This is a genomic window from Pseudomonas sp. NPDC086581 (genome assembly GCF_044746165.1).
GTDB lineage: Bacteria > Pseudomonadota > Gammaproteobacteria > Pseudomonadales > Pseudomonadaceae > Pseudomonas.
In genome coordinates this window covers 58497-74387 of sequence record NZ_JBIVBR010000007.1, presented here as the reverse complement: position 1 = coordinate 74387, position 15891 = coordinate 58497, and the positions used below count along the sequence as shown (strand labels likewise).

Sequence of the window (15891 nt, the reverse complement as noted above, 5' to 3'; positions counted from 1 at the left end):
GGCGCGACGACCACAAGCCGGGGCCGACAAATTCCGATCATGCAGGGCTCTGGCCGAGGCGGAACTGCTTGGGCGTGACACCGAAGCGCTTGCGGAAGGCGCGGATGAAGTTGCCGCTCTGCCGGTAGCCGATGCGCTCGGCGATCCGCTCGATGGGCTGGTCGGATGAGCGCAGCCAGATACGCGCCAGGCTCAGGCCGTCGCCCTCCCCGGATTCCCTCGCATTGCCCCATTGGCGACGCAGGCTCTGGTAGAGGAATTCGTTGGCGCCCGTCAGCGGAGTCGCCAGCAGCTCCGTGGGTAGAAGCAGGAATGGCGAAGGCGCCACTCGGCAGGGCACGCCCCATTCGCCGAGCGTCGAGGCGCAGCGCTGTTGCGCTGCGATGCCAGCTTCCCGGCACGCCTGCGCCGCCGGTAGTCCGACACGGCGGGCAATGTTGCGGATCAGGGTCAGCACGGCGGCATCCAGACCGAAGTGGTGCAGGTCGTCGCGCACCAGCTCCAAGACCAGGCGGGTGACCTCGCCCTCCTCTTCCAGGCGCGCCTGCACGCAGTTGGTCACCGTCGGCAGGTACTGGCAGAAGGCGGCGAGGCTGGTGCCCAGGTCCGGGGCTGAATCCAGCAGGATGTTCAGCCCCTGCAGGCAATGGGTGGCCATGCTGTTGAGCAGTTCGCAACCGAACTGCGGATTGCCGCTGGCGCGCTCGCACTCGATCCACAGGCGCTCCACCTGATCTGCCGGGATGCGTGCGCGATGATCCGCCAACTGCGCCTCGGCGATCCCTGCCCGAAGGCGCAGCTCTGCCGCGCACAATCCCAGGCGGGCGGCATGCAGGAGGATAGTGCTGGCGAAGGCGCTGGAGGCGAACAGCAAAGGCGACATGAGGCGGCTCCGGTACGGCAGGCGCTTTACTAGACCAGCTGAGTCTGCTATCCATCAAATTCATTCGACTCAACGCTTTTATGCGCAGGATGCATAATGGAACTCAGACAGCTCCGCCACCTGTCCGCCCTCGCCGATTTCCAGAACTACCAGCGCGCCGCCGACGCCATCGGCCTCAGCCAGTCGGCGCTAAGTCGCAGCATCCAATCCCTTGAGCGCGACCTGGACTGCTTGCTGGTGGACCGCCAGAGCCGCGACTTCCGCCTGACCGGCCAGGGCGAGCTGGTGCTACAGCACGCGCGGCGCCTGCTCGCCGGCACCCGTTCGCTACGCAACGAACTGCAGCAGTACAACGGCCTCGACGCCGGCGAGCTGCGCTTCGGCTGCGGCCCTTATCCGGCGCAACTGCTCGTGCCCGAGGCGATGGCCGACTTCATCCGCGCACACCCCGCAATCAATGTCGGCTTTCTGATGGGCGACTGGGAACAGATGGCGCAGTTGCTCAGGGAGGAACAGGTCGAATTCTTTGTCGGCGATGCCCGCGAGTTCGCCGACGATCCTGCGTATCAAGTGCGCTGGATGGAGTTCCGCCCCGGCCGCTTCTTCTGCCGCTCCGGCCATCCGCTGGCAGACGAGGCAAAATTGAAGCTGGCCGACCTGCTCGACTACCCGCGCGTCGGCACTCGAATTCCGCCGCCGCTGCGCAAGGTGCTGGCCGAGGTGATCGGCGAGCGCGACTTCCACATGAACATCGAGTGCGCGCAGTTCGCGGCGATCCTACACATCGTCGCACGCTCCGACGCGGTCGGCCTGGCGGCGGTGGAGGCGCTGCACGACCCAGTGCAGCGTGGCGAGGTGGCTCTGCTGAAGATCACCGACATTCCGCAGGACCGCCCCGAACTGCGCCTGCACTACGGCATCGTCAGCCGCGCCGGCTTCAGTCTTTCACCGGCTGCGCAGGCGATGGTCGAGGCAATCTTCGCGGCGGACGAGCGCCTGCCGCGCGGGCTTGTCGTTACCAAGCGCAATGCGTAAGGTCGTCCGCCCGTCCCCACCGGTTCGTCGAGTCATCTCACGCCATGAGCCCAGATTCCGCCCATTCCTCCAACGCCTTCTACGCGCCGACGCTACTGCCGGCCGTGGAGGAGTTGCTCGCACGCGGTGTTTCCGCCGTGGAGTTGGAGGCCTGCATGCGCCGCACGCTGCTGGAGCTGCGCACGCCGCTGGTGCGCGTGCCACTGTTCCTCTCCCGACGCTTCTGGGACCTGGCCGAGCGAGCCAGCGGCGATGTTGCCATCGGCCTGCTGGCGGGCAAGCGCTTCGTGTCGACCCTGACCAACGGGCTGACCTACCTGTTCGATGTGGCACCAACCCTGGAAGCGGCCTGCACCTACTTCGCCCGTTACTTCCCCTACTTCAACGGATCGCTGCACATCGAACTGCGCACGGAGGGTGACCACATCGCCCTGGTGCTCTCCGAGTGCGGCGCGCTGCTGTCCGGCCGGCAGAGCCGCGACTACACCTTGGTCGGCATCTGCAGCTTGCTGCGGCGCAAGCTGCTGGCTAGCGGCCTCGCCCAGGACCCGCTGCTCAGCATCCAGTTGCCCGGCCACGCACCAGCAAACGCAGAGCTCTATGAGCAGACACTGCGCGCGCCCCTGCATTGGCGCAGCGATGCCTCGGAGATTGTGCTGCAACTGCAGCCCGCGCTATTCCGCCACCCGCTGTCTCCTTGGAACTCCGAACTGGAGGCCACCCTGGTCGGCATCGTCGAGCAGGCGCGCGGGCAGACCCAGAGAACCCTGCTGGACGAAGCCGCCGATCATATCGCCAGCACCCTGACAGAGGGTGCGAGTTTCCAGTCCTTCTGCAGGACGCGCCACCTGACTGAGCGCACCGCCGCACGACGACTGCTCAGCCACGGCTGGCGCTACAGCGAGCTGCTTGATGAGCAGCGCCGCTACAGGGCGCTGGATCTGCTGGATGATGCGACGCTGTCACTCGCGCAGATCACCGACCTGCTCGGCTACAGTGACCTGCAGAGCTTCTCCCGGGCCTTCGGCCGCTGGTACGACAGCAGCCCGGGAGCCTGGCGCGAGGCGCGCTTGCGCGAAGGATGAGCGCGGCCATGATCGGCGTGGTGTAAAGCGCTCAGCGGGTCCAGAGCGGATCGGTGGTAAAGGCGATGGTCAGCCAGCGATTGGGGCCTTCGCCGCCGATGGCCTCGCCGATCTCGTCGCGCAGCTTGTCCCACTCGGCGAGGGTCTGTGCCGGCCAACTCGGCGGGACGATGAAGTACAGCTCGATCTGCTGCGCCCGTCCGACCTTGGCGACATAGGCCTGGTACGCCACGAAGCCGTGCTGCGAGACGGTGGCCGCGGCCACCTCGTCGACGTGCTCCTTGAGCTCCGGCGGGGTGACCAGCAGGATGTCCTTGAAGGCCTGGCGGATGGTCAGGAAGGGAATCGGCAGGATCACCAGGCAGATCAGCGCCAGCACCGCCGGGTCGACATAGGGGCCGATGTGCGCGTAGCCGCTCACGGTGGCCACGTCACCCACCAGGAAGGCGATCAGCAAGGCCAGGGAAATGCTGCCGGACATCACCCAGGACTTCGCGTCCAGGGCGACGAAGTCCGAGGCGATGCGCTTGTTGGCGCGGAACTGCACCGCCGCCAGGGAGAAACAGACCAGCGTGGCAACCGACGCATAGAGGATGGCGAAGCCGAACTCCAGCGCATGGCCGCCCGTGAGCAGCCGGCCAATGGCGTTGATCAGCGCGTAAAGCGTGACGCCTGACAGCAGTGTGCCGTTGAGCGCCAGCACCATGGGTTCCAGATGCCAGAAGCCCATGTTGAAGCGCTCGGCCAGGCGCCGGCTGGCATCCCCCTCGGTGGTATGGCGGCGGATCAGGGTGGCCACCATCAGCGCCAGGCCGCTCATGCTGGCATCGGCCAGGGAATAGACACCGTCGAAGACGATGGAGAAGGATCCCGAAAGCAGGCCGACGATGATCCCGAAACCGGCCAGCAGGACGGTGACGATGATGGAAAGCCGCAGGATGCCCTGTTCTGTTTTCATGACTGGCGTGCTCCTCGCGCCTTGAGTGGTTGCGTAGCGGAGGCAGGCCCGATGGGTGCTGGCGGCTTCGCTGGGGGCGCGACTATATGCCAGCGCCGGCACCAAGGCTATTGGCGTCCGGGCAAAGTCGCCATGCACTTTCGCAAGGACGCCGGCGGTGAGGTTGGGCCTTGGCGGGCAGAGTTCCCGGCGGCTCGGCCAATGCCCAGGCGGCCAATGACTGCATAAGCTGCGCAGAACTGTCCGCTGTCCTGATTCATCGGCAAGCGCCAGCGAGGGTTGCTCGAAGAACCGCAGCACTGCCCGCCACGAACGGCCTCACGGTTCGTTTCAAGTATCGGTCTCCGTACCAAGCATCGCCGCACTAGGAATCGCCGCACAAGGAAGTGTCATGCGTACCGTGAATCTCGTGGTCATGCTTGCAGTGACGGTCATCAGCGCGCTGCTGGGCGCGATCAACCTGCTCCTCGGGGACCACCCCAGGCACCTGCCGCTGATGGCAGCACTACTGAGCCTGATCCTGGTATCCGTCGCCTATGCCCTCCTCCTGGTGAACCACGCGGCAAAGGGCTTGGGTGGTCAGGTGCTGGTCCTTCTGCTGTACATGGTCAGCATCGCCGCCGGATTCGTCACTTGCGGCAGTCTCGGCCTGGTCCCCTACACCATGGAGAGCCAGGGGGTGGGATTCCTCCCGGCGCTGAACCGTGTCTGGCGCACCGTGCTGACCTTTGGGGTGCCCGCCGTAGGCTCCTACGCACTGGCCGTCTTCTACCTGCGGCGGCGGAGCGCCGCCCTCCGCCGTACTTCTGACCAGTAGCCAGCAGCGCGACCTGGTCAGGCCTTGCGCAGCGGCACCTCCTGCAGCAACCACGACAGCGCGAAGGCCACCGCGCTGACCAGGCACGCCACCAGGAACACCCAGTGCATCGACCCGGAGAACGCCTCCAGGTAGGCCTGCTGCAGGGCCACCGGCAAGGCATGCACATCGGCCGGCGACAGGTTGGCCGGGGAGCCGACGCCAGCCGGGAAGTTGCTGGCGAGCCGGCTCATCAGTTCGTGCGAGAACAGCGCACCGAATACCGAGACGCCGATGGAGCCGCCGATGGAGCGGAACAAGGTGGCGCCCGAGGTGGCCACCCCCATGTGACGGAACTCGACGCTGTTCTGCACCGCCAGGATCAGCACCTGCATGACCATGCCCAGCCCCGCGCCCAGCAGAGCCATGTAGAGATTCATCTGCAGCATCGACGACTGCAGGTCGAGACGGCTGAGCAGCGCCAGGGCGATCACCTGCAGCAGGGTGCCGAGGATCGGGAAGACCCGGTAGCGCCCCCAGCGGCTGATCAGCCGGCCGGTGACCGCCGAGACCACCAGCATCGCGCCCATCAGCGGCAGCATCTGCAGGCCCGCGCTGGTCGGCGTGGCGTCCTTGACCACCTGCATGTACAGCGGCAGGAAAGTCACCGAGCCGAACAGCGAAACACCGACGGTGAAGCCGATCAGCCCAGCCAGCACGAAGGTGCGGTGGCGGAACAGGTGCAGCGGCATGATCGGTTCGGCGGCGATGCGCTGCTCGTGGACGAAACCGATCAACCCGACGACGGCGAAGAGCGCCAGGACCATGATGTCGATCGAGGTCCATTTCAGGGTGCTGCCGCCCAGGCTGGTGATCAGCACCAGCGAGGCCAGCGCCAGGGTCAGGAAGAAGGCCCCGAAGTAGTCGATGACGTGCTTGACCCGCGCCACATGAGGGCGGAACGCGCTGCCGATCACCAGCAGGGCGAGCAGTCCCAGCGGCAGGTTGATGTAGAAGATCCAGCGCCAGGACAGTTGCTCGACCAGAAAGCCGCCTACCAGAGGGCCAACCACGGTGGCGAGGCCGAACACACCGCCGAACAGCCCCTGGTAGCGACCGCGTTCGGCCGGAGGGATGACATCGCCGATGGCCGCCATCGCCACCACCATCAGGCCTCCCCCGCCCAGGCCCTGAAGCGCGCGCAGGAGAATCAACTGCGTCATGTTCTGCGCCAGCCCGCAGAGCGCCGACCCCACCAGGAACAGAACGATGGCGGTCTGCAGCACCAGCTTGCGCCCGTACAGGTCGCCGAACTTGCCATACAACGGCACTACGACGGTGGACGCCAGCAGGTAGGCGGTCACCACCCAGGACAGCAGGTGCAGGCCACCCAACTCACCGACGATGGTCGGCAAGGCGGTGGAGACGATGGTCTGGTCCAGCGCCGCGAGGAACATCACCAGCAGCAGCGCTGCCAGCAACAGGGGAATGGAGGGGCGTACAGCCCCGGCGTCGGTTGCCGGACTCGCGTGGCTGGCCAGGGTTTGATCGGAAGCCGGTTGCATGGAGCAGACCTGAAAAGAGGGAACGTCGTTGCGCGGGAATGCAGTTGCGTGCGGACTCAGGAGTCCGCCGAGGTGGCCCTCAGTTGGTACTGCCGGCCCACCTCCCGCAGGCCCGCCAGAGCAAAACCGTAAAGCTGCGCGGTGACCACTTCACCGGGCATGTCGAGGATGTCGCGAAGGGCGCCCCGGCCGCCGCGGGGGCCGATCAGCAGCATCGCCCAGGGCGCGGTCACGCTGAGGATGCAGGGGACCAGCGTGGGCTCATCCGGCGGTATCCCGGTAATCTCGCTGAACAGCTGCTTGAGCAGTGTCAGCTTCAGCGTCTTCTGCGGATGCAGCACTTCCTGGCCATGGCTGCTGGGCGCCAGGGCTTCGGCGGCGAGCACTCGCAGGTGCCAGCTCTCCCGACCGCGCGACGCCTTGCGCACGACCAGCTCGGTCAGCGCGAGCAACTTGTCCGGCGCCGGCTGCTCGGCCTGGATGATCCGCTGCAGGTCGGCGATGTCGAGAAAGCGCCGCCGGGCCTCCCCCAGCACCGCCTGGTAAAGACCGCTGCGGCTGCCGAAGTGGTAGTTGATCGAAGCCAAGTCCACTTCTGCCTTCGCGGCCACCGCCTTGTTGCTGGTTTCAGCGAAGCCGAGGGTCGCGAGCAGCTCACCGGCAGCCTCGAGGATGCGGATGCGGGTCGCTTCACCGTCTTTACGGGATTCGCGGAAGGCCATGGCTACTCCTGGGCACAAGAAAAGATGGGGGCCAGCCTGCCGCAGGGGAAATCTAAATTCAATTTAAATTTAATATTCGCGACGAACTGCGCCCCAGCGACGGCTTCGAAATCAGCCACCTAAGCCCGCCGGAGCGCTTTGCGCAGAGCCTCTGTCAGCCTTGGATTCATCCTTTGCCGACGAAAACAGCGACGATTTGTGCTGATACAGGTGATCCGGAGAGCTGTATGGAATAACCTTGCACCACGCAATCAACCTCGAAGCTGTGAATTGAACGATGGGTTTTGAACAACTAGCTGGGCTACGTGACCGCCTGCGGGCAGAAAAAGAGCAGGCCAAGGCCGCTAATGAGAAGCGCCGCAAGCCGAAGTCCTCATCGCAGGAGAAACCTCGTGAGCAGGATCCTGCGCTGGAAGCGATCTGGCGCTTGCAGCGGCATTTTCCGTTGGCCTTCCCGGTGAATCCGGCGCCCAAGGTTCCGCTCAAGGAGGGGATTCTCAAGGATGCCGAGCAACACCTGGCGCAACTCGGGATTACCAGCGAGCAACTCAAATTGGGCGTCGCGGCCTGGTGCAAGGGCGCCCGTTACTGGGCCAGCATGGTGGAGAACGCGCCGCGCCTGGACTTGAACGGCCAGCCCGTCGGCACCGTAACCGCCGCCCAGGCACTGCACGCGAAGCAGCAAGCTTCCCGGCAACGCAGCCAGGAGCGCCGTAATCGCGAGAAGCTGAAAAACCGCACTCCCGCCGCCGATACCACCACTGGCGCCGCTGCCACTGAAGCTCAGTCTTCGGAGTGAACGTGGCCGCGTACTGCATCGCATCGGCCATCACCCACTGGGTGACTGTCCGATGCGGCAGCCCGCTTCCGCCCAGATGCTGCTGACTATTTGCCTTCGGCCAGGAGCGAGCATTGGCTTGGTATACGCAGAGGATGGCCGCCATTGCGGCAATCGCTCACACTCCCCCGGTCTGCGCAACGACGACCGTTGACGATAGAAAACTGGCTAGGAAGAAAGCGCGCCTCTAGTCCGCCTCAGGGGGACTTGCAGGCGCTGCGTACCAGTTTTCACGCGACACCACCTTTTCCACGCCGGGATCGCCCAGGTAATGCGGCGACATGATCTGCACGCCGTATTCGTTGAACACGTCCTGGATGTGGGCATGCAGCATGCTCAGCAGTTGGGCCCGTGGACGCGGCTCGCTGGGAATGGCCTGGGCGACCAGCCGGTATTCGGGATAGAAGTCCGACAGGGCTGTCTGGAACACGTAAGGCGGTGGAACCTGCAAGATGCCATCCGTACGCCGGGCGGCCTCGATGAGCATCGCTTCAACCTGGCGCCAGGGAGTGTCATAGCCAATGGTGACCACGGTGTCGACGACGTACCCCTGCCCCTGCACTATCCGCGAGTAATTCTTGGTGACCGAACCGGTGATCATCGAGTTCGGCAATGTCAGGACCTCTCCTAGGCCGGTGCGGATAGTGGTGTTGAACATGCCGACCTCCGTCACCGTGCCCTCGTGATCACCGATGCGCACGAACTCCCCGGCACGCAGCGTCCGCGAGTAGGTCAGGATCAGGCCGGAAGCAGCCTGCCCCACCACGCTGGAAGCCCCCAGCGAGATCATCAGGCCCACGAGCACCGACAGTCCCTTGAATGCCTCGGTGCCCGAACCGGGCAAGTAGGGATAGGCCATCACCACGGCGAACAGCCAGATAGCGAGCGAGGTCAGGCGCGTAGTGGGCTGGAGGGTTTCTTCGGTCAGCCAGCGAATGGTGCCAGGCCGTGACAGGCGCTCCAGCAGCCTCTTGCTGAATCCGCTGATGCCCCGGGCGATGAAGAAGATCATCACGGCGACGGCAATGCCCGGTATCGCGCTGACGATCCCGCTGAGCAGGTAATCCGCCAGGCGGAACAGATAGACGTCGAGGCTTTCACCCCAGGGCCGGGTATAGGGGAACTGGGACAGCACATAGCTGAGCCATTCGTAGCTCAGCAGAAACACGACAGCCCAGCAGAAGAGCCAGATCACCCGATCCGCCAGGTAGTACAGGCACTGCATGTCGAACAGCTGAAGTTGCCCCACCTTGATCTGCCGGGCCCGCTCGCGCATCACTTGCGGCAGCCGTCCGCGCAGCTTGCGCCTGAGGAAATGCACCAGCCTCAGCAACAACACGTACAGGACGGTGGCAACAGCGGAGTACCCCACGGCCTTGAGCAGGAATCGAAGGCTGCGCGCCTGGCCGGTCTCTTCGACCACCACCTTGAGGTTCGCGGCAGCCCTCGCTGCGGCCTCCTGTACAGAACCCTCTGGCGACTCGACGTCCTGTGGCGAAACGATGAAGGCGCGTCGGCCACCCAGCAGCACCATGTAGCTGTGGAGGATGGGGGCGGTACTGACTTGCAGGTCGTCGGTCCCCTGCAGCACCTCCTCGATCACGGCCTTGGCCCGTTGCTGCCGGCCGATCGGCGTCTCACCCAGCAAGGTCGCGCGGAACACAACGATGCTGCGGTTGGCGATCTTCAACTCCACAGGGTCAGCGGCGACGCCCTCGGCTACCTCGGTAACTGAAGTAGCCTCAGCGCAAACCACAGACGCGTAGGCCACCCCCAACACGACAAGCATCAAGCTGAGCCTTGCGCCGATCCAACGCCCCATTCCATTTCTCCCTGGAAGTACCGCCAACCCACCAAGCACAAACTGAATCAAGCGTAGCCAGCTTCTGGAGGTCCGGAGCAGGACATGCCCCAGGAAGGGCGCTCTGATTCGGTAGAGTTCGCCCAGCGGAGGTTACGGCCCGAAGACACTCAAATGCGGCGAGGGCCATCCAGTTCCGGCATGTCCAACGCATTTCCCGGGTTCTTGCCGTTCGGTTACCAGCGCAACAGGCGTGGCCCGAGCACCGCTCCCAGCAGCGTGGGCAGAAGCATGCCGAGCAGATACCAGACGCCCCAGAACGGAATGCCCATCTCGGGGCAGTGCAGGCAGTACGCCAATGTCGCAGTGGCTCCCGCCAACAGCCCGCCAGCCGCTCCAGCAATACGCAAGCGGGTCGGAGCGAGGCCGCGTAGCGCCCAGAACACCCCGATGAAGGTCGGCACCGAGAGCAGCGCAATGTTCAGCGGACAGGTGCGCCAGGTCTTGCCCAGAATCAGGCCGGCGCGAGCTTCGGCGGGTACTCCGGCCAGCTCAACCGCTCCGCCAATCCACACCAGAAGCACGGGCAACACCAGCAGCTCCCAGGCCACGCCTCCGCTCACTCCTGGCCGCGCTAGGCGACTGCTCAGCCACAAGGCAAGGGGAGCCAGACTACCGGGCAGCGCGACCTTGGCCCAGAACAGCGGCGTGCGCGCCACCTCGCCCAGGTCAGGGCGTACGCCGAAGATTGCCGTCATCAGCAGCAGTGCGCCCAGGGCGCCGGCCAGCAGGGCGATGGCGAAGCGCTTGCCCAGGGCGTGACGGTCGACTGCGCCCTCGCCAGCGCTCAGCAGGTCGATCAGTTCATTGGTCTTCATCGCTTCGCAACCCTCGGATGATATTCGCCAGGGCCTTGAGCCCGCGGTGGATGCCGACCTTAACGGCGGAACTGGAAAGCCCGGTGAGGCTGGCGGTTTCCTCCACCGACAGCCCTTCCAGCTTCACATGAACAATCGGCAAGCGCTGCTTGTCGGGCAGTCGCTGCAGCAGCTTGCCGAGGTCGCGGCTGGCCTGCGCGGGTTCGCCATCCTCGACGGCGAACAGTTCTCCCTCGTCATCCGCCAGCGGATCGTGGAGCGCCTCCCGGCGCGCAAAAGCGCGGAAGTGGTCGGCCAGCTTGTAGCGCGCGATTGCCTGCACCCAGACGGTCAGAGGCTGCTCGGCACGGTAGGTGTGGCGGGCATTGTGGACCGCCAGCAGCACTTCCTGCAGCAGGTCTTCGACCTCGCCGGGGCGCTGGCTCAGGCGCCGGCCCAGGAAGGCCCGCAGGTGCGTACCGAGTGCGCTGAGGAATTCGCGATAGGCCCTGTCGTCACCGTCCATGCCACGCAGCAGGAGTGCCTGCAGCTGCGCCTCACGCGCGATCAACGCTTCCTGGCTGGTAGTTCGTTGCATCGACCGTCCTGGTTACAGCGAAGGTGAATTCTTTGCCGATCCCGCCCCAGCCTGCTGGCGTGCCGCCGGCCCGCGGAGAAAACAGGCCTTCGTTCAATACGTTAGGGCCACGCCGAAAAATTCTCAAAAAAATTTCGCGGCGTTGTAACCGGACCGTCTCCTCCGGCGAACTACTCATCGAGCCGCCGGAAAGCCTTCCACGGCCCTTCAATCGAACGGGAGACCACACCATGAAAACCCTGACCCTCGCCACCGCCGCCCTCGCCCTTGCCGCGATCACTGGTAGCGCCCTGGCCGACGACATGAACACCAAGGCCAGCAATGGCGCGGCCATGGAAAAATGCTACGGCGTCGCCATGGCCGGCAAGAACGACTGCAAGGCCGGCGCGGGCACCACCTGCGCAGGCAGCGCCAAGAAAGACTATGACGGCATGCACTGGAAGAACGTTCCGGCCGGCACCTGCACCACGATCAAGACGCCCCATGGCATGGGCTCGCTGACCCCGAGCAAAGCCTGAGCCAAGGCCGCCGACCATGAACGCACTCCACCAATCGGGCGCCGGGCTGGGGCTGAAGGGCGACCACTACGCCCAAGCCCTGGCCTGCTCCGCCCAAGGGCTCTGGTTCGAGGTACATCCGGAGAACTACATGGTCGGCGGCCCCCGCCTTGCCTGGCTGGAGCGGATCGCCGAACGGCATCCGCTATCGCTGCACGGGGTCGCGCTGTCCCTGGCGGCCGATGCTGAACCTGACGAGACGCACCTTCGGCAACTGCGCGCGCTGGTCGAGCACGTGCAACCGCAGTTGATCTCCGAGCACCTGGCCTGGTCGACCTGGCGCGGCCAGTACCTGCCGGATCTGCTGCCCTTCCCGCGCAGCCATGCCGCCCTGGCGCGCATCGGCGACAACATCCAGCGCACTCAGGAAGCCCTGGGCCGGCGCATCGCCATCGAGAACCCCAGCCACTATCTGCGCCTGGAGGGTCACGACTGGGACGAAATCGAATTCCTCACGGAGCTCGCGCTGCGCACCGGCTGCGGCCTGCTGCTCGATGTCAACAACGTGCACGTCAGCGCCCACAACCTCGGCTTCGATGCCAGGCGCTACCTAGACCGCTTCCCGGCGGCGGCCATCCTGGAGATCCACCTGGCCGGCCACAGCTGCGACGAGGGCGGCGAACTGCTGATCGACTCTCACGATGCTCCGGTCGCCGAACCGGTGTGGGCGCTCTATGAGCACCTGATCCAGCGTATCGGCCCAAGGCCGACACTGATCGAGCGCGACGACCATCTGCCTGCCTTCGACGAGTTGCTGGCCGAGCGCGAGCTCGCGCAAGCGATCCTCAACCTGGCGGAGATAAAGCCATGAAGACCTCACTCGGCACATTCCAGGATGCCTTCGTCGATGCCCTCTACCGGCGCCCTGCTCCGACGCTGCGAGGCATGACCACACAGGCGGCCTTCGAGGTGTATCGCAACACCGTGCTCAAGGGTTGTGTCGACGCATTGTGCGACAACTTCCCAACCGTCGAGCGCCTGGTCGGGACGGACTGGATTCGCTCGGCGGCGGCCATTCACGCTCGCGAGATGCCGCCAGACGACACACGCCTGATTCTCTACGGCGAGGGCTTTGCCGATTTCCTCGATGCTTTCGAACCCGCACGGGGACTGCCCTACCTTGGCGCCGTGGCGCGCCTGGACCGGTTATGGACAGAGGCCTTCGTTGCTCCTCAGGAAACGCAGCTCGACCTCGCCAGCCTCGCCGGCATGACCGCCTCGGATCTTGCCGCCGGCCACCTGGAACCACGCGCCTGTGTGCGCTGGTGCTGGTTCTCCGAGCAGCCGATCTACAGCATCTGGCGGTACAACCGCGAGACCCTGCCGATTCCGGAGGAACTGCCCTGGCAAGGTGAAGGCGCACTGCTGGTCGGCCATGCCGAGGGCGTCGCCTGGCATGCGCTGAAAGCTGGAGGGTGCGCCTTCCTCGATGCTTGCGCGGCCGGCAACAACCTCGATCGGGCCTCGGCCCTGGCACTCCAGGTGCAGCCGGATCTCGACTTCCACGACCTGCTCGGCCGACTCCTTGGGGCCGGTGTTTTCCGCCCCATCAATCTCGCGTAAGGAGGTCATCATGGACATCGCTCGCACTACTCTCCTCCGCGGCAGCCTGCGCCAAGGCTGGAACCGCATTGCCGACCGCCTGCAGCAACTACTCGGCGACACTGCTCTCTGCCTGGTAGCGCGAGTCGGGATTGCCGCAACCTTCTTCCTCTCCGGACGAACCAAGGTCGAGGGTCTTCTGACCATCACCCCGAGCACCTATGAGCTGTTCCGCACCGAGTACATGCTGCCCCTGGTGCCGCCGCAGATCGCCGCCCACCTGGCGACCTATGCGGAGCACCTCTTCCCGCTGCTACTGGTCGTGGGCCTGTGTACCCGCCTTTCGGCCCTGGCATTGTTGGGAATGACCACGGTGATCGAGGTCTTCGTTTATCCAGACGCCTGGCCCACCCATCTGGTGTGGGCAGGCGTGCTGCTATTGCTGATCGGGCGAGGCGCAGGCAGTTGGTCGCTGGATCGTGCTCTGGGAATAAGGTGATGCAGCCTCCATTAGCAGCCAGACGCAGACATTTGATTACCTGAGCAAAAGCCTGTCGCCGCCAAGCCATCAAATTGACGGCTAACGCTCCCTCTCTAGAACAGATACTTGAACCCGACCATCGCATCGTAGCCGTGGCTATCGCCGTCGAAGGCTTCGCGGTAGCCGGCAGAGACGGTTAAGGTCACCTTCTCGCTGGCCTGATGGTCGATGCCCAGGTTGATCTCGCCCCAGGTGCCATCAATGTCCGCCTCGAACGGGATGTAGCCTGACTGCGACGAGAATTCGGTCTTCGGCTGGCCCTTGAACTCATGCCAGACGCTGGGGCGGACCCAGCCCTGGGTGCGGCGGCGGCTCTTGTCGCTTCCCTCGGCTTCCCAGTCCTTGGCTACGCGCACGCCGAGCCGGCCGATCAAAGATTCCACGTCGCGGAAGCGCACGTCGGCGCCGATGTCGTCGCTGTCGTCGAGGTCCACGTAGCTGTAGATCACCTGGGCCTGGGGCTCGATCCACAGATCCTTGTCCGCCTCGTAGGGGTAGCCGCCCTCCAGCGACCCGGTGTAGCCCCAACCCTTGGTCTTGAGCTTGGACAGTTCATTGGGGCGTGCCTCGATGTCGTACCGGCTGACCTGCAGGACGCCGTCCAGGTACCAACCTTCCTGACCGAAGTGGGTCCAGTAGCCGCCCAGGCTGTACGCCCGTAGCGTGTCGTCGCCGGCATTGCGGCCGGTGTAGTGGCTGACGCCAGCGTCCATGCTGCCGATGCCCAGGGAGAAACCGGCCTGATCGTGACTGCCATCGGCCCGCTCCTTCCGGTACAGGTCGGCGCCCACCTGGAAGGCAGTCAGGTCGTAGTTGTACTCCGGGGTGTTGCCGACTGCGTCCTTGCGGTCGCCGTCCTGCTTGCCGCTGCGGTAGATGACGCGCCCCCACCCCAGGGACGGCCCCAGGTGCTTTCATCCTCGGCGGGCGGTTGTTGCCACGCAGTCGGCCGCTCCTCGCCCACGCGCTCGTGGAGGGTATCGACCAGGGTGCGGTTATAGACCAGGGCCAGTGCAGGGAGCGCGCCATAAAGCGACACCTCGGGACGGAAGTTCGGTGTGCGCGGTTCCGGCGGCGTGGGTGGGGTCGGCGGATCGGGCGGCGTGGGCTCGATATCCGAGCGCAGGTACCACGTCTGCGTTCCGCTGCCATCGGGCGCGCCGCGGTAGAGCTGGTATTCATAGGGGCCGGCCACGACCCGCCGGGCCAGGCTGAAGGCGTTGGCGTCGCTGGCGGCCACGGCGGTATCGAGCAGATTCACCACGGCGATGCCGTTGCCCTCGGTGAGGGCGCCCTGGCCTCCGACATTGCTCACCAGTAGGCCGGTGGCACCACCGCTGCCCGTGGCGGTGGAGTCCACCACCAGCATGTCCGAGCGGCTATTGGCGCCCCCTTCGTTGAGCTCGCTATTGAGCAGCAGGCGGCCACCGTTGGAGACGAACACACCGCCTCCGTTGCTGCCGGCAACCTGCGCGTTGCTGATGAGCAGCACGTTGCCCACCACATTGCCGCCGCCGGTCAGGTCGATCAGCCCGCTATGGGTAAAGGTGCCGACGCCCAGCAGTTGGCCTTGCACCGCCCCGTCCTGCACCGGGGCGTTGGCGCTCTGCCCCAGGGGCAGGTAGGCGCCCGTCGCGTCGAAACTCTGGATGCCGCTGCCCGGCTGGGCCGCCAGCGTGAGGGTGCCGCTGTTGTCGATGCGGTTGCCGCTGGCGATGCCGAGATTGCTGACGGCCACCGCCCAGCTATCGCGGACGCCATCGCCATTGCTGTCGGCGAAGTTGCGCACGATCCAGCTGCCTTGGTTGGCGATGCTGACCTGGGAGGTTCCTGCATTGATCGAGCCGACGATCTCGCCGCCGTTATCGATGGTCACGGTGGCATCCGGCCCACTGGCATCGCCCAGGACAGCGTGGTCGCTCAGTGCGCCGATGGTGCCGGTATTGCTCAGCGCCTGGGTCTCGCCAGCCAGGGAGACACCGGTGCTCTGGCCCCAGCCGCCAAGGATGGCCGCGCTGTTGCTGACACTGACTGACCCTCCGACGGTAAGCGCGTCGATGCCCGAGGCGATGCTGCCATGGGTCGTGATGTTGCCGCTGTTCTGCACAATGAT

17 protein-coding genes are annotated in these 15891 nt (G+C 65.3%); 8 read left to right on the top strand and 9 right to left on the bottom strand.

Annotation, left to right across the window (positions count from 1 at the left end):
• Nucleotides 1-37 precede the first annotated feature (37 nt).
• A complete protein-coding gene (locus ACIPK7_RS15450) occupies nt 38-883 on the bottom strand; it encodes an AraC family transcriptional regulator ligand-binding domain-containing protein (protein WP_401088672.1) in 846 nt (281 codons plus the stop codon).
• A 96-nt stretch (nt 884-979) separates the two neighbouring features.
• Here ACIPK7_RS15450 and ACIPK7_RS15445 point away from each other — a divergent pair, with 96 nt between their 5' ends.
• Both ACIPK7_RS15445 and ACIPK7_RS15440 read left to right on the top strand, forming a co-directional pair.
• Entirely contained in the window at nt 980-1918 is a 939-nt protein-coding gene (locus ACIPK7_RS15445; RefSeq protein WP_192432731.1) for a LysR family transcriptional regulator, read from the top strand.
• A gap of 44 nt (nt 1919-1962) precedes the next feature.
• Entirely contained in the window at nt 1963-3003 is a 1041-nt protein-coding gene (locus ACIPK7_RS15440) for an AraC family transcriptional regulator ligand-binding domain-containing protein (RefSeq protein ID WP_192432732.1), read from the top strand.
• Between the two features lie 31 nt (nt 3004-3034).
• On the opposite strand, the gene ACIPK7_RS15435 is transcribed toward ACIPK7_RS15440, so the two are convergent.
• Nucleotides 3035-3961 carry a cation diffusion facilitator family transporter gene (locus ACIPK7_RS15435; protein ID WP_401088669.1) on the bottom strand — a complete coding sequence of 309 codons (927 nt, stop codon included), beginning with the start codon at nt 3959-3961 and terminating at the stop codon, nt 3035-3037.
• Between the two features lie 391 nt (nt 3962-4352).
• Here ACIPK7_RS15435 and ACIPK7_RS15430 point away from each other — a divergent pair, with 391 nt between their 5' ends.
• The gene (locus tag ACIPK7_RS15430) at nt 4353-4778 is read left to right on the top strand and encodes a hypothetical protein (RefSeq protein ID WP_401088668.1); all 426 of its coding nucleotides are present in this window, start codon (nt 4353-4355) and stop codon (nt 4776-4778) included.
• Nucleotides 4779-4795: 17 nt separating this feature from the next.
• Here the strand turns inward: ACIPK7_RS15430 and ACIPK7_RS15425 are convergent, their stop codons facing one another.
• Both ACIPK7_RS15425 and ACIPK7_RS15420 read right to left on the bottom strand, forming a co-directional pair.
• On the bottom strand, nt 4796-6322 hold the full coding sequence (locus ACIPK7_RS15425; RefSeq protein WP_401088666.1) for an MDR family MFS transporter: 1527 nt from the start codon (nt 6320-6322) through the stop codon (nt 4796-4798).
• Between the two features lie 56 nt (nt 6323-6378).
• Nucleotides 6379-7044 (bottom strand): TetR/AcrR family transcriptional regulator, encoded by a 666-nt coding sequence (locus tag ACIPK7_RS15420; protein ID WP_401088664.1) that lies wholly within the window; start codon nt 7042-7044, stop codon nt 6379-6381.
• 277 nt (nt 7045-7321) lie between these two features.
• On the opposite strand from ACIPK7_RS15420, the gene ACIPK7_RS15415 reads away from it, so the two are divergent.
• On the top strand, nt 7322-7843 hold the full coding sequence (locus ACIPK7_RS15415) for a ProQ/FinO family protein (protein ID WP_192432737.1): 522 nt from the start codon (nt 7322-7324) through the stop codon (nt 7841-7843).
• Nucleotides 7844-8069: 226 nt separating this feature from the next.
• Here ACIPK7_RS15415 and ACIPK7_RS15410 read toward each other — a convergent pair whose 3' ends face one another.
• From ACIPK7_RS15410 to ACIPK7_RS15400, 3 genes are all read right to left on the bottom strand, one after another.
• A complete protein-coding gene (locus tag ACIPK7_RS15410) occupies nt 8070-9704 on the bottom strand; it encodes a mechanosensitive ion channel family protein (RefSeq protein WP_401088662.1) in 1635 nt (544 codons plus the stop codon).
• A 215-nt stretch (nt 9705-9919) separates the two neighbouring features.
• Entirely contained in the window at nt 9920-10561 is a 642-nt protein-coding gene (locus ACIPK7_RS15405) for a DUF1109 domain-containing protein (RefSeq protein WP_401088660.1), read from the bottom strand.
• Nucleotides 10548-11138 (bottom strand): sigma-70 family RNA polymerase sigma factor, encoded by a 591-nt coding sequence (locus ACIPK7_RS15400; protein WP_192432739.1) that lies wholly within the window; start codon nt 11136-11138, stop codon nt 10548-10550. The genes ACIPK7_RS15405 and ACIPK7_RS15400 overlap by 14 nt, the downstream gene beginning before the upstream one ends.
• Before the next feature lie 230 nt (nt 11139-11368).
• Here ACIPK7_RS15400 and ACIPK7_RS15395 point away from each other — a divergent pair, with 230 nt between their 5' ends.
• Genes ACIPK7_RS15395 through ACIPK7_RS15380 form a run of 4 tightly spaced genes read left to right on the top strand, consistent with a single transcriptional unit; the run spans nt 11369 to nt 13736 of the window.
• Nucleotides 11369-11656 (top strand): DUF2282 domain-containing protein, encoded by a 288-nt coding sequence (locus tag ACIPK7_RS15395; RefSeq protein WP_192432740.1) that lies wholly within the window; start codon nt 11369-11371, stop codon nt 11654-11656.
• Nucleotides 11657-11672: 16 nt separating this feature from the next.
• Nucleotides 11673-12506 (top strand): DUF692 domain-containing protein, encoded by an 834-nt coding sequence (locus ACIPK7_RS15390; RefSeq protein ID WP_192432741.1) that lies wholly within the window; start codon nt 11673-11675, stop codon nt 12504-12506.
• On the top strand, nt 12503-13258 hold the full coding sequence (locus ACIPK7_RS15385) for a putative DNA-binding domain-containing protein (RefSeq protein WP_401088657.1): 756 nt from the start codon (nt 12503-12505) through the stop codon (nt 13256-13258). Before ACIPK7_RS15390 ends, ACIPK7_RS15385 begins: the two co-directional genes overlap by 4 nt.
• 10 nt (nt 13259-13268) lie before the next feature.
• Nucleotides 13269-13736: a DoxX family protein gene (locus ACIPK7_RS15380; RefSeq protein ID WP_192432743.1), complete on the top strand. Its 468-nt coding sequence runs from the start codon at nt 13269-13271 to the stop codon at nt 13734-13736.
• Between the two features lie 95 nt (nt 13737-13831).
• On the opposite strand, the gene ACIPK7_RS15375 is transcribed toward ACIPK7_RS15380, so the two are convergent.
• Both ACIPK7_RS15375 and ACIPK7_RS15370 read right to left on the bottom strand, forming a co-directional pair.
• Complete coding sequence (locus tag ACIPK7_RS15375) at nt 13832-14656, bottom strand: autotransporter domain-containing protein (protein WP_401088991.1); 825 nt, start codon at nt 14654-14656, stop codon at nt 13832-13834.
• On the bottom strand, nt 14581-15885 hold the full coding sequence (locus ACIPK7_RS15370) for a hypothetical protein (protein ID WP_401088655.1): 1305 nt from the start codon (nt 15883-15885) through the stop codon (nt 14581-14583). The genes ACIPK7_RS15375 and ACIPK7_RS15370 overlap by 76 nt, the downstream gene beginning before the upstream one ends.
• Nucleotides 15886-15891 lie beyond the last annotated feature (6 nt).

Excerpts from the sequence above, each read along its gene's own strand:
- ACIPK7_RS15450 (WP_401088672.1), bottom strand. The coding sequence starts at position 883 with ATGTCGCCTTTGCTGTTCGCCTCCAGCGCCTTCGCCAGCACTATCCTC.
- ACIPK7_RS15445 (WP_192432731.1), top strand. The coding sequence starts at position 980 with ATGGAACTCAGACAGCTCCGCCACCTGTCCGCCCTCGCCGATTTCCAG.
- ACIPK7_RS15440 (WP_192432732.1), top strand. The coding sequence starts at position 1,963 with ATGAGCCCAGATTCCGCCCATTCCTCCAACGCCTTCTACGCGCCGACG.
- ACIPK7_RS15435 (WP_401088669.1), bottom strand. The coding sequence starts at position 3,961 with ATGAAAACAGAACAGGGCATCCTGCGGCTTTCCATCATCGTCACCGTC.
- ACIPK7_RS15430 (WP_401088668.1), top strand. The coding sequence starts at position 4,353 with ATGCGTACCGTGAATCTCGTGGTCATGCTTGCAGTGACGGTCATCAGC.
- ACIPK7_RS15425 (WP_401088666.1), bottom strand. The coding sequence starts at position 6,322 with ATGCAACCGGCTTCCGATCAAACCCTGGCCAGCCACGCGAGTCCGGCA.
- ACIPK7_RS15420 (WP_401088664.1), bottom strand. The coding sequence starts at position 7,044 with ATGGCCTTCCGCGAATCCCGTAAAGACGGTGAAGCGACCCGCATCCGC.
- ACIPK7_RS15415 (WP_192432737.1), top strand. The coding sequence starts at position 7,322 with ATGGGTTTTGAACAACTAGCTGGGCTACGTGACCGCCTGCGGGCAGAA.
- ACIPK7_RS15410 (WP_401088662.1), bottom strand. The coding sequence starts at position 9,704 with ATGGGGCGTTGGATCGGCGCAAGGCTCAGCTTGATGCTTGTCGTGTTG.
- ACIPK7_RS15405 (WP_401088660.1), bottom strand. The coding sequence starts at position 10,561 with ATGAAGACCAATGAACTGATCGACCTGCTGAGCGCTGGCGAGGGCGCA.
- ACIPK7_RS15400 (WP_192432739.1), bottom strand. The coding sequence starts at position 11,138 with ATGCAACGAACTACCAGCCAGGAAGCGTTGATCGCGCGTGAGGCGCAG.
- ACIPK7_RS15395 (WP_192432740.1), top strand. The coding sequence starts at position 11,369 with ATGAAAACCCTGACCCTCGCCACCGCCGCCCTCGCCCTTGCCGCGATC.
- ACIPK7_RS15390 (WP_192432741.1), top strand. The coding sequence starts at position 11,673 with ATGAACGCACTCCACCAATCGGGCGCCGGGCTGGGGCTGAAGGGCGAC.
- ACIPK7_RS15385 (WP_401088657.1), top strand. The coding sequence starts at position 12,503 with ATGAAGACCTCACTCGGCACATTCCAGGATGCCTTCGTCGATGCCCTC.
- ACIPK7_RS15380 (WP_192432743.1), top strand. The coding sequence starts at position 13,269 with ATGGACATCGCTCGCACTACTCTCCTCCGCGGCAGCCTGCGCCAAGGC.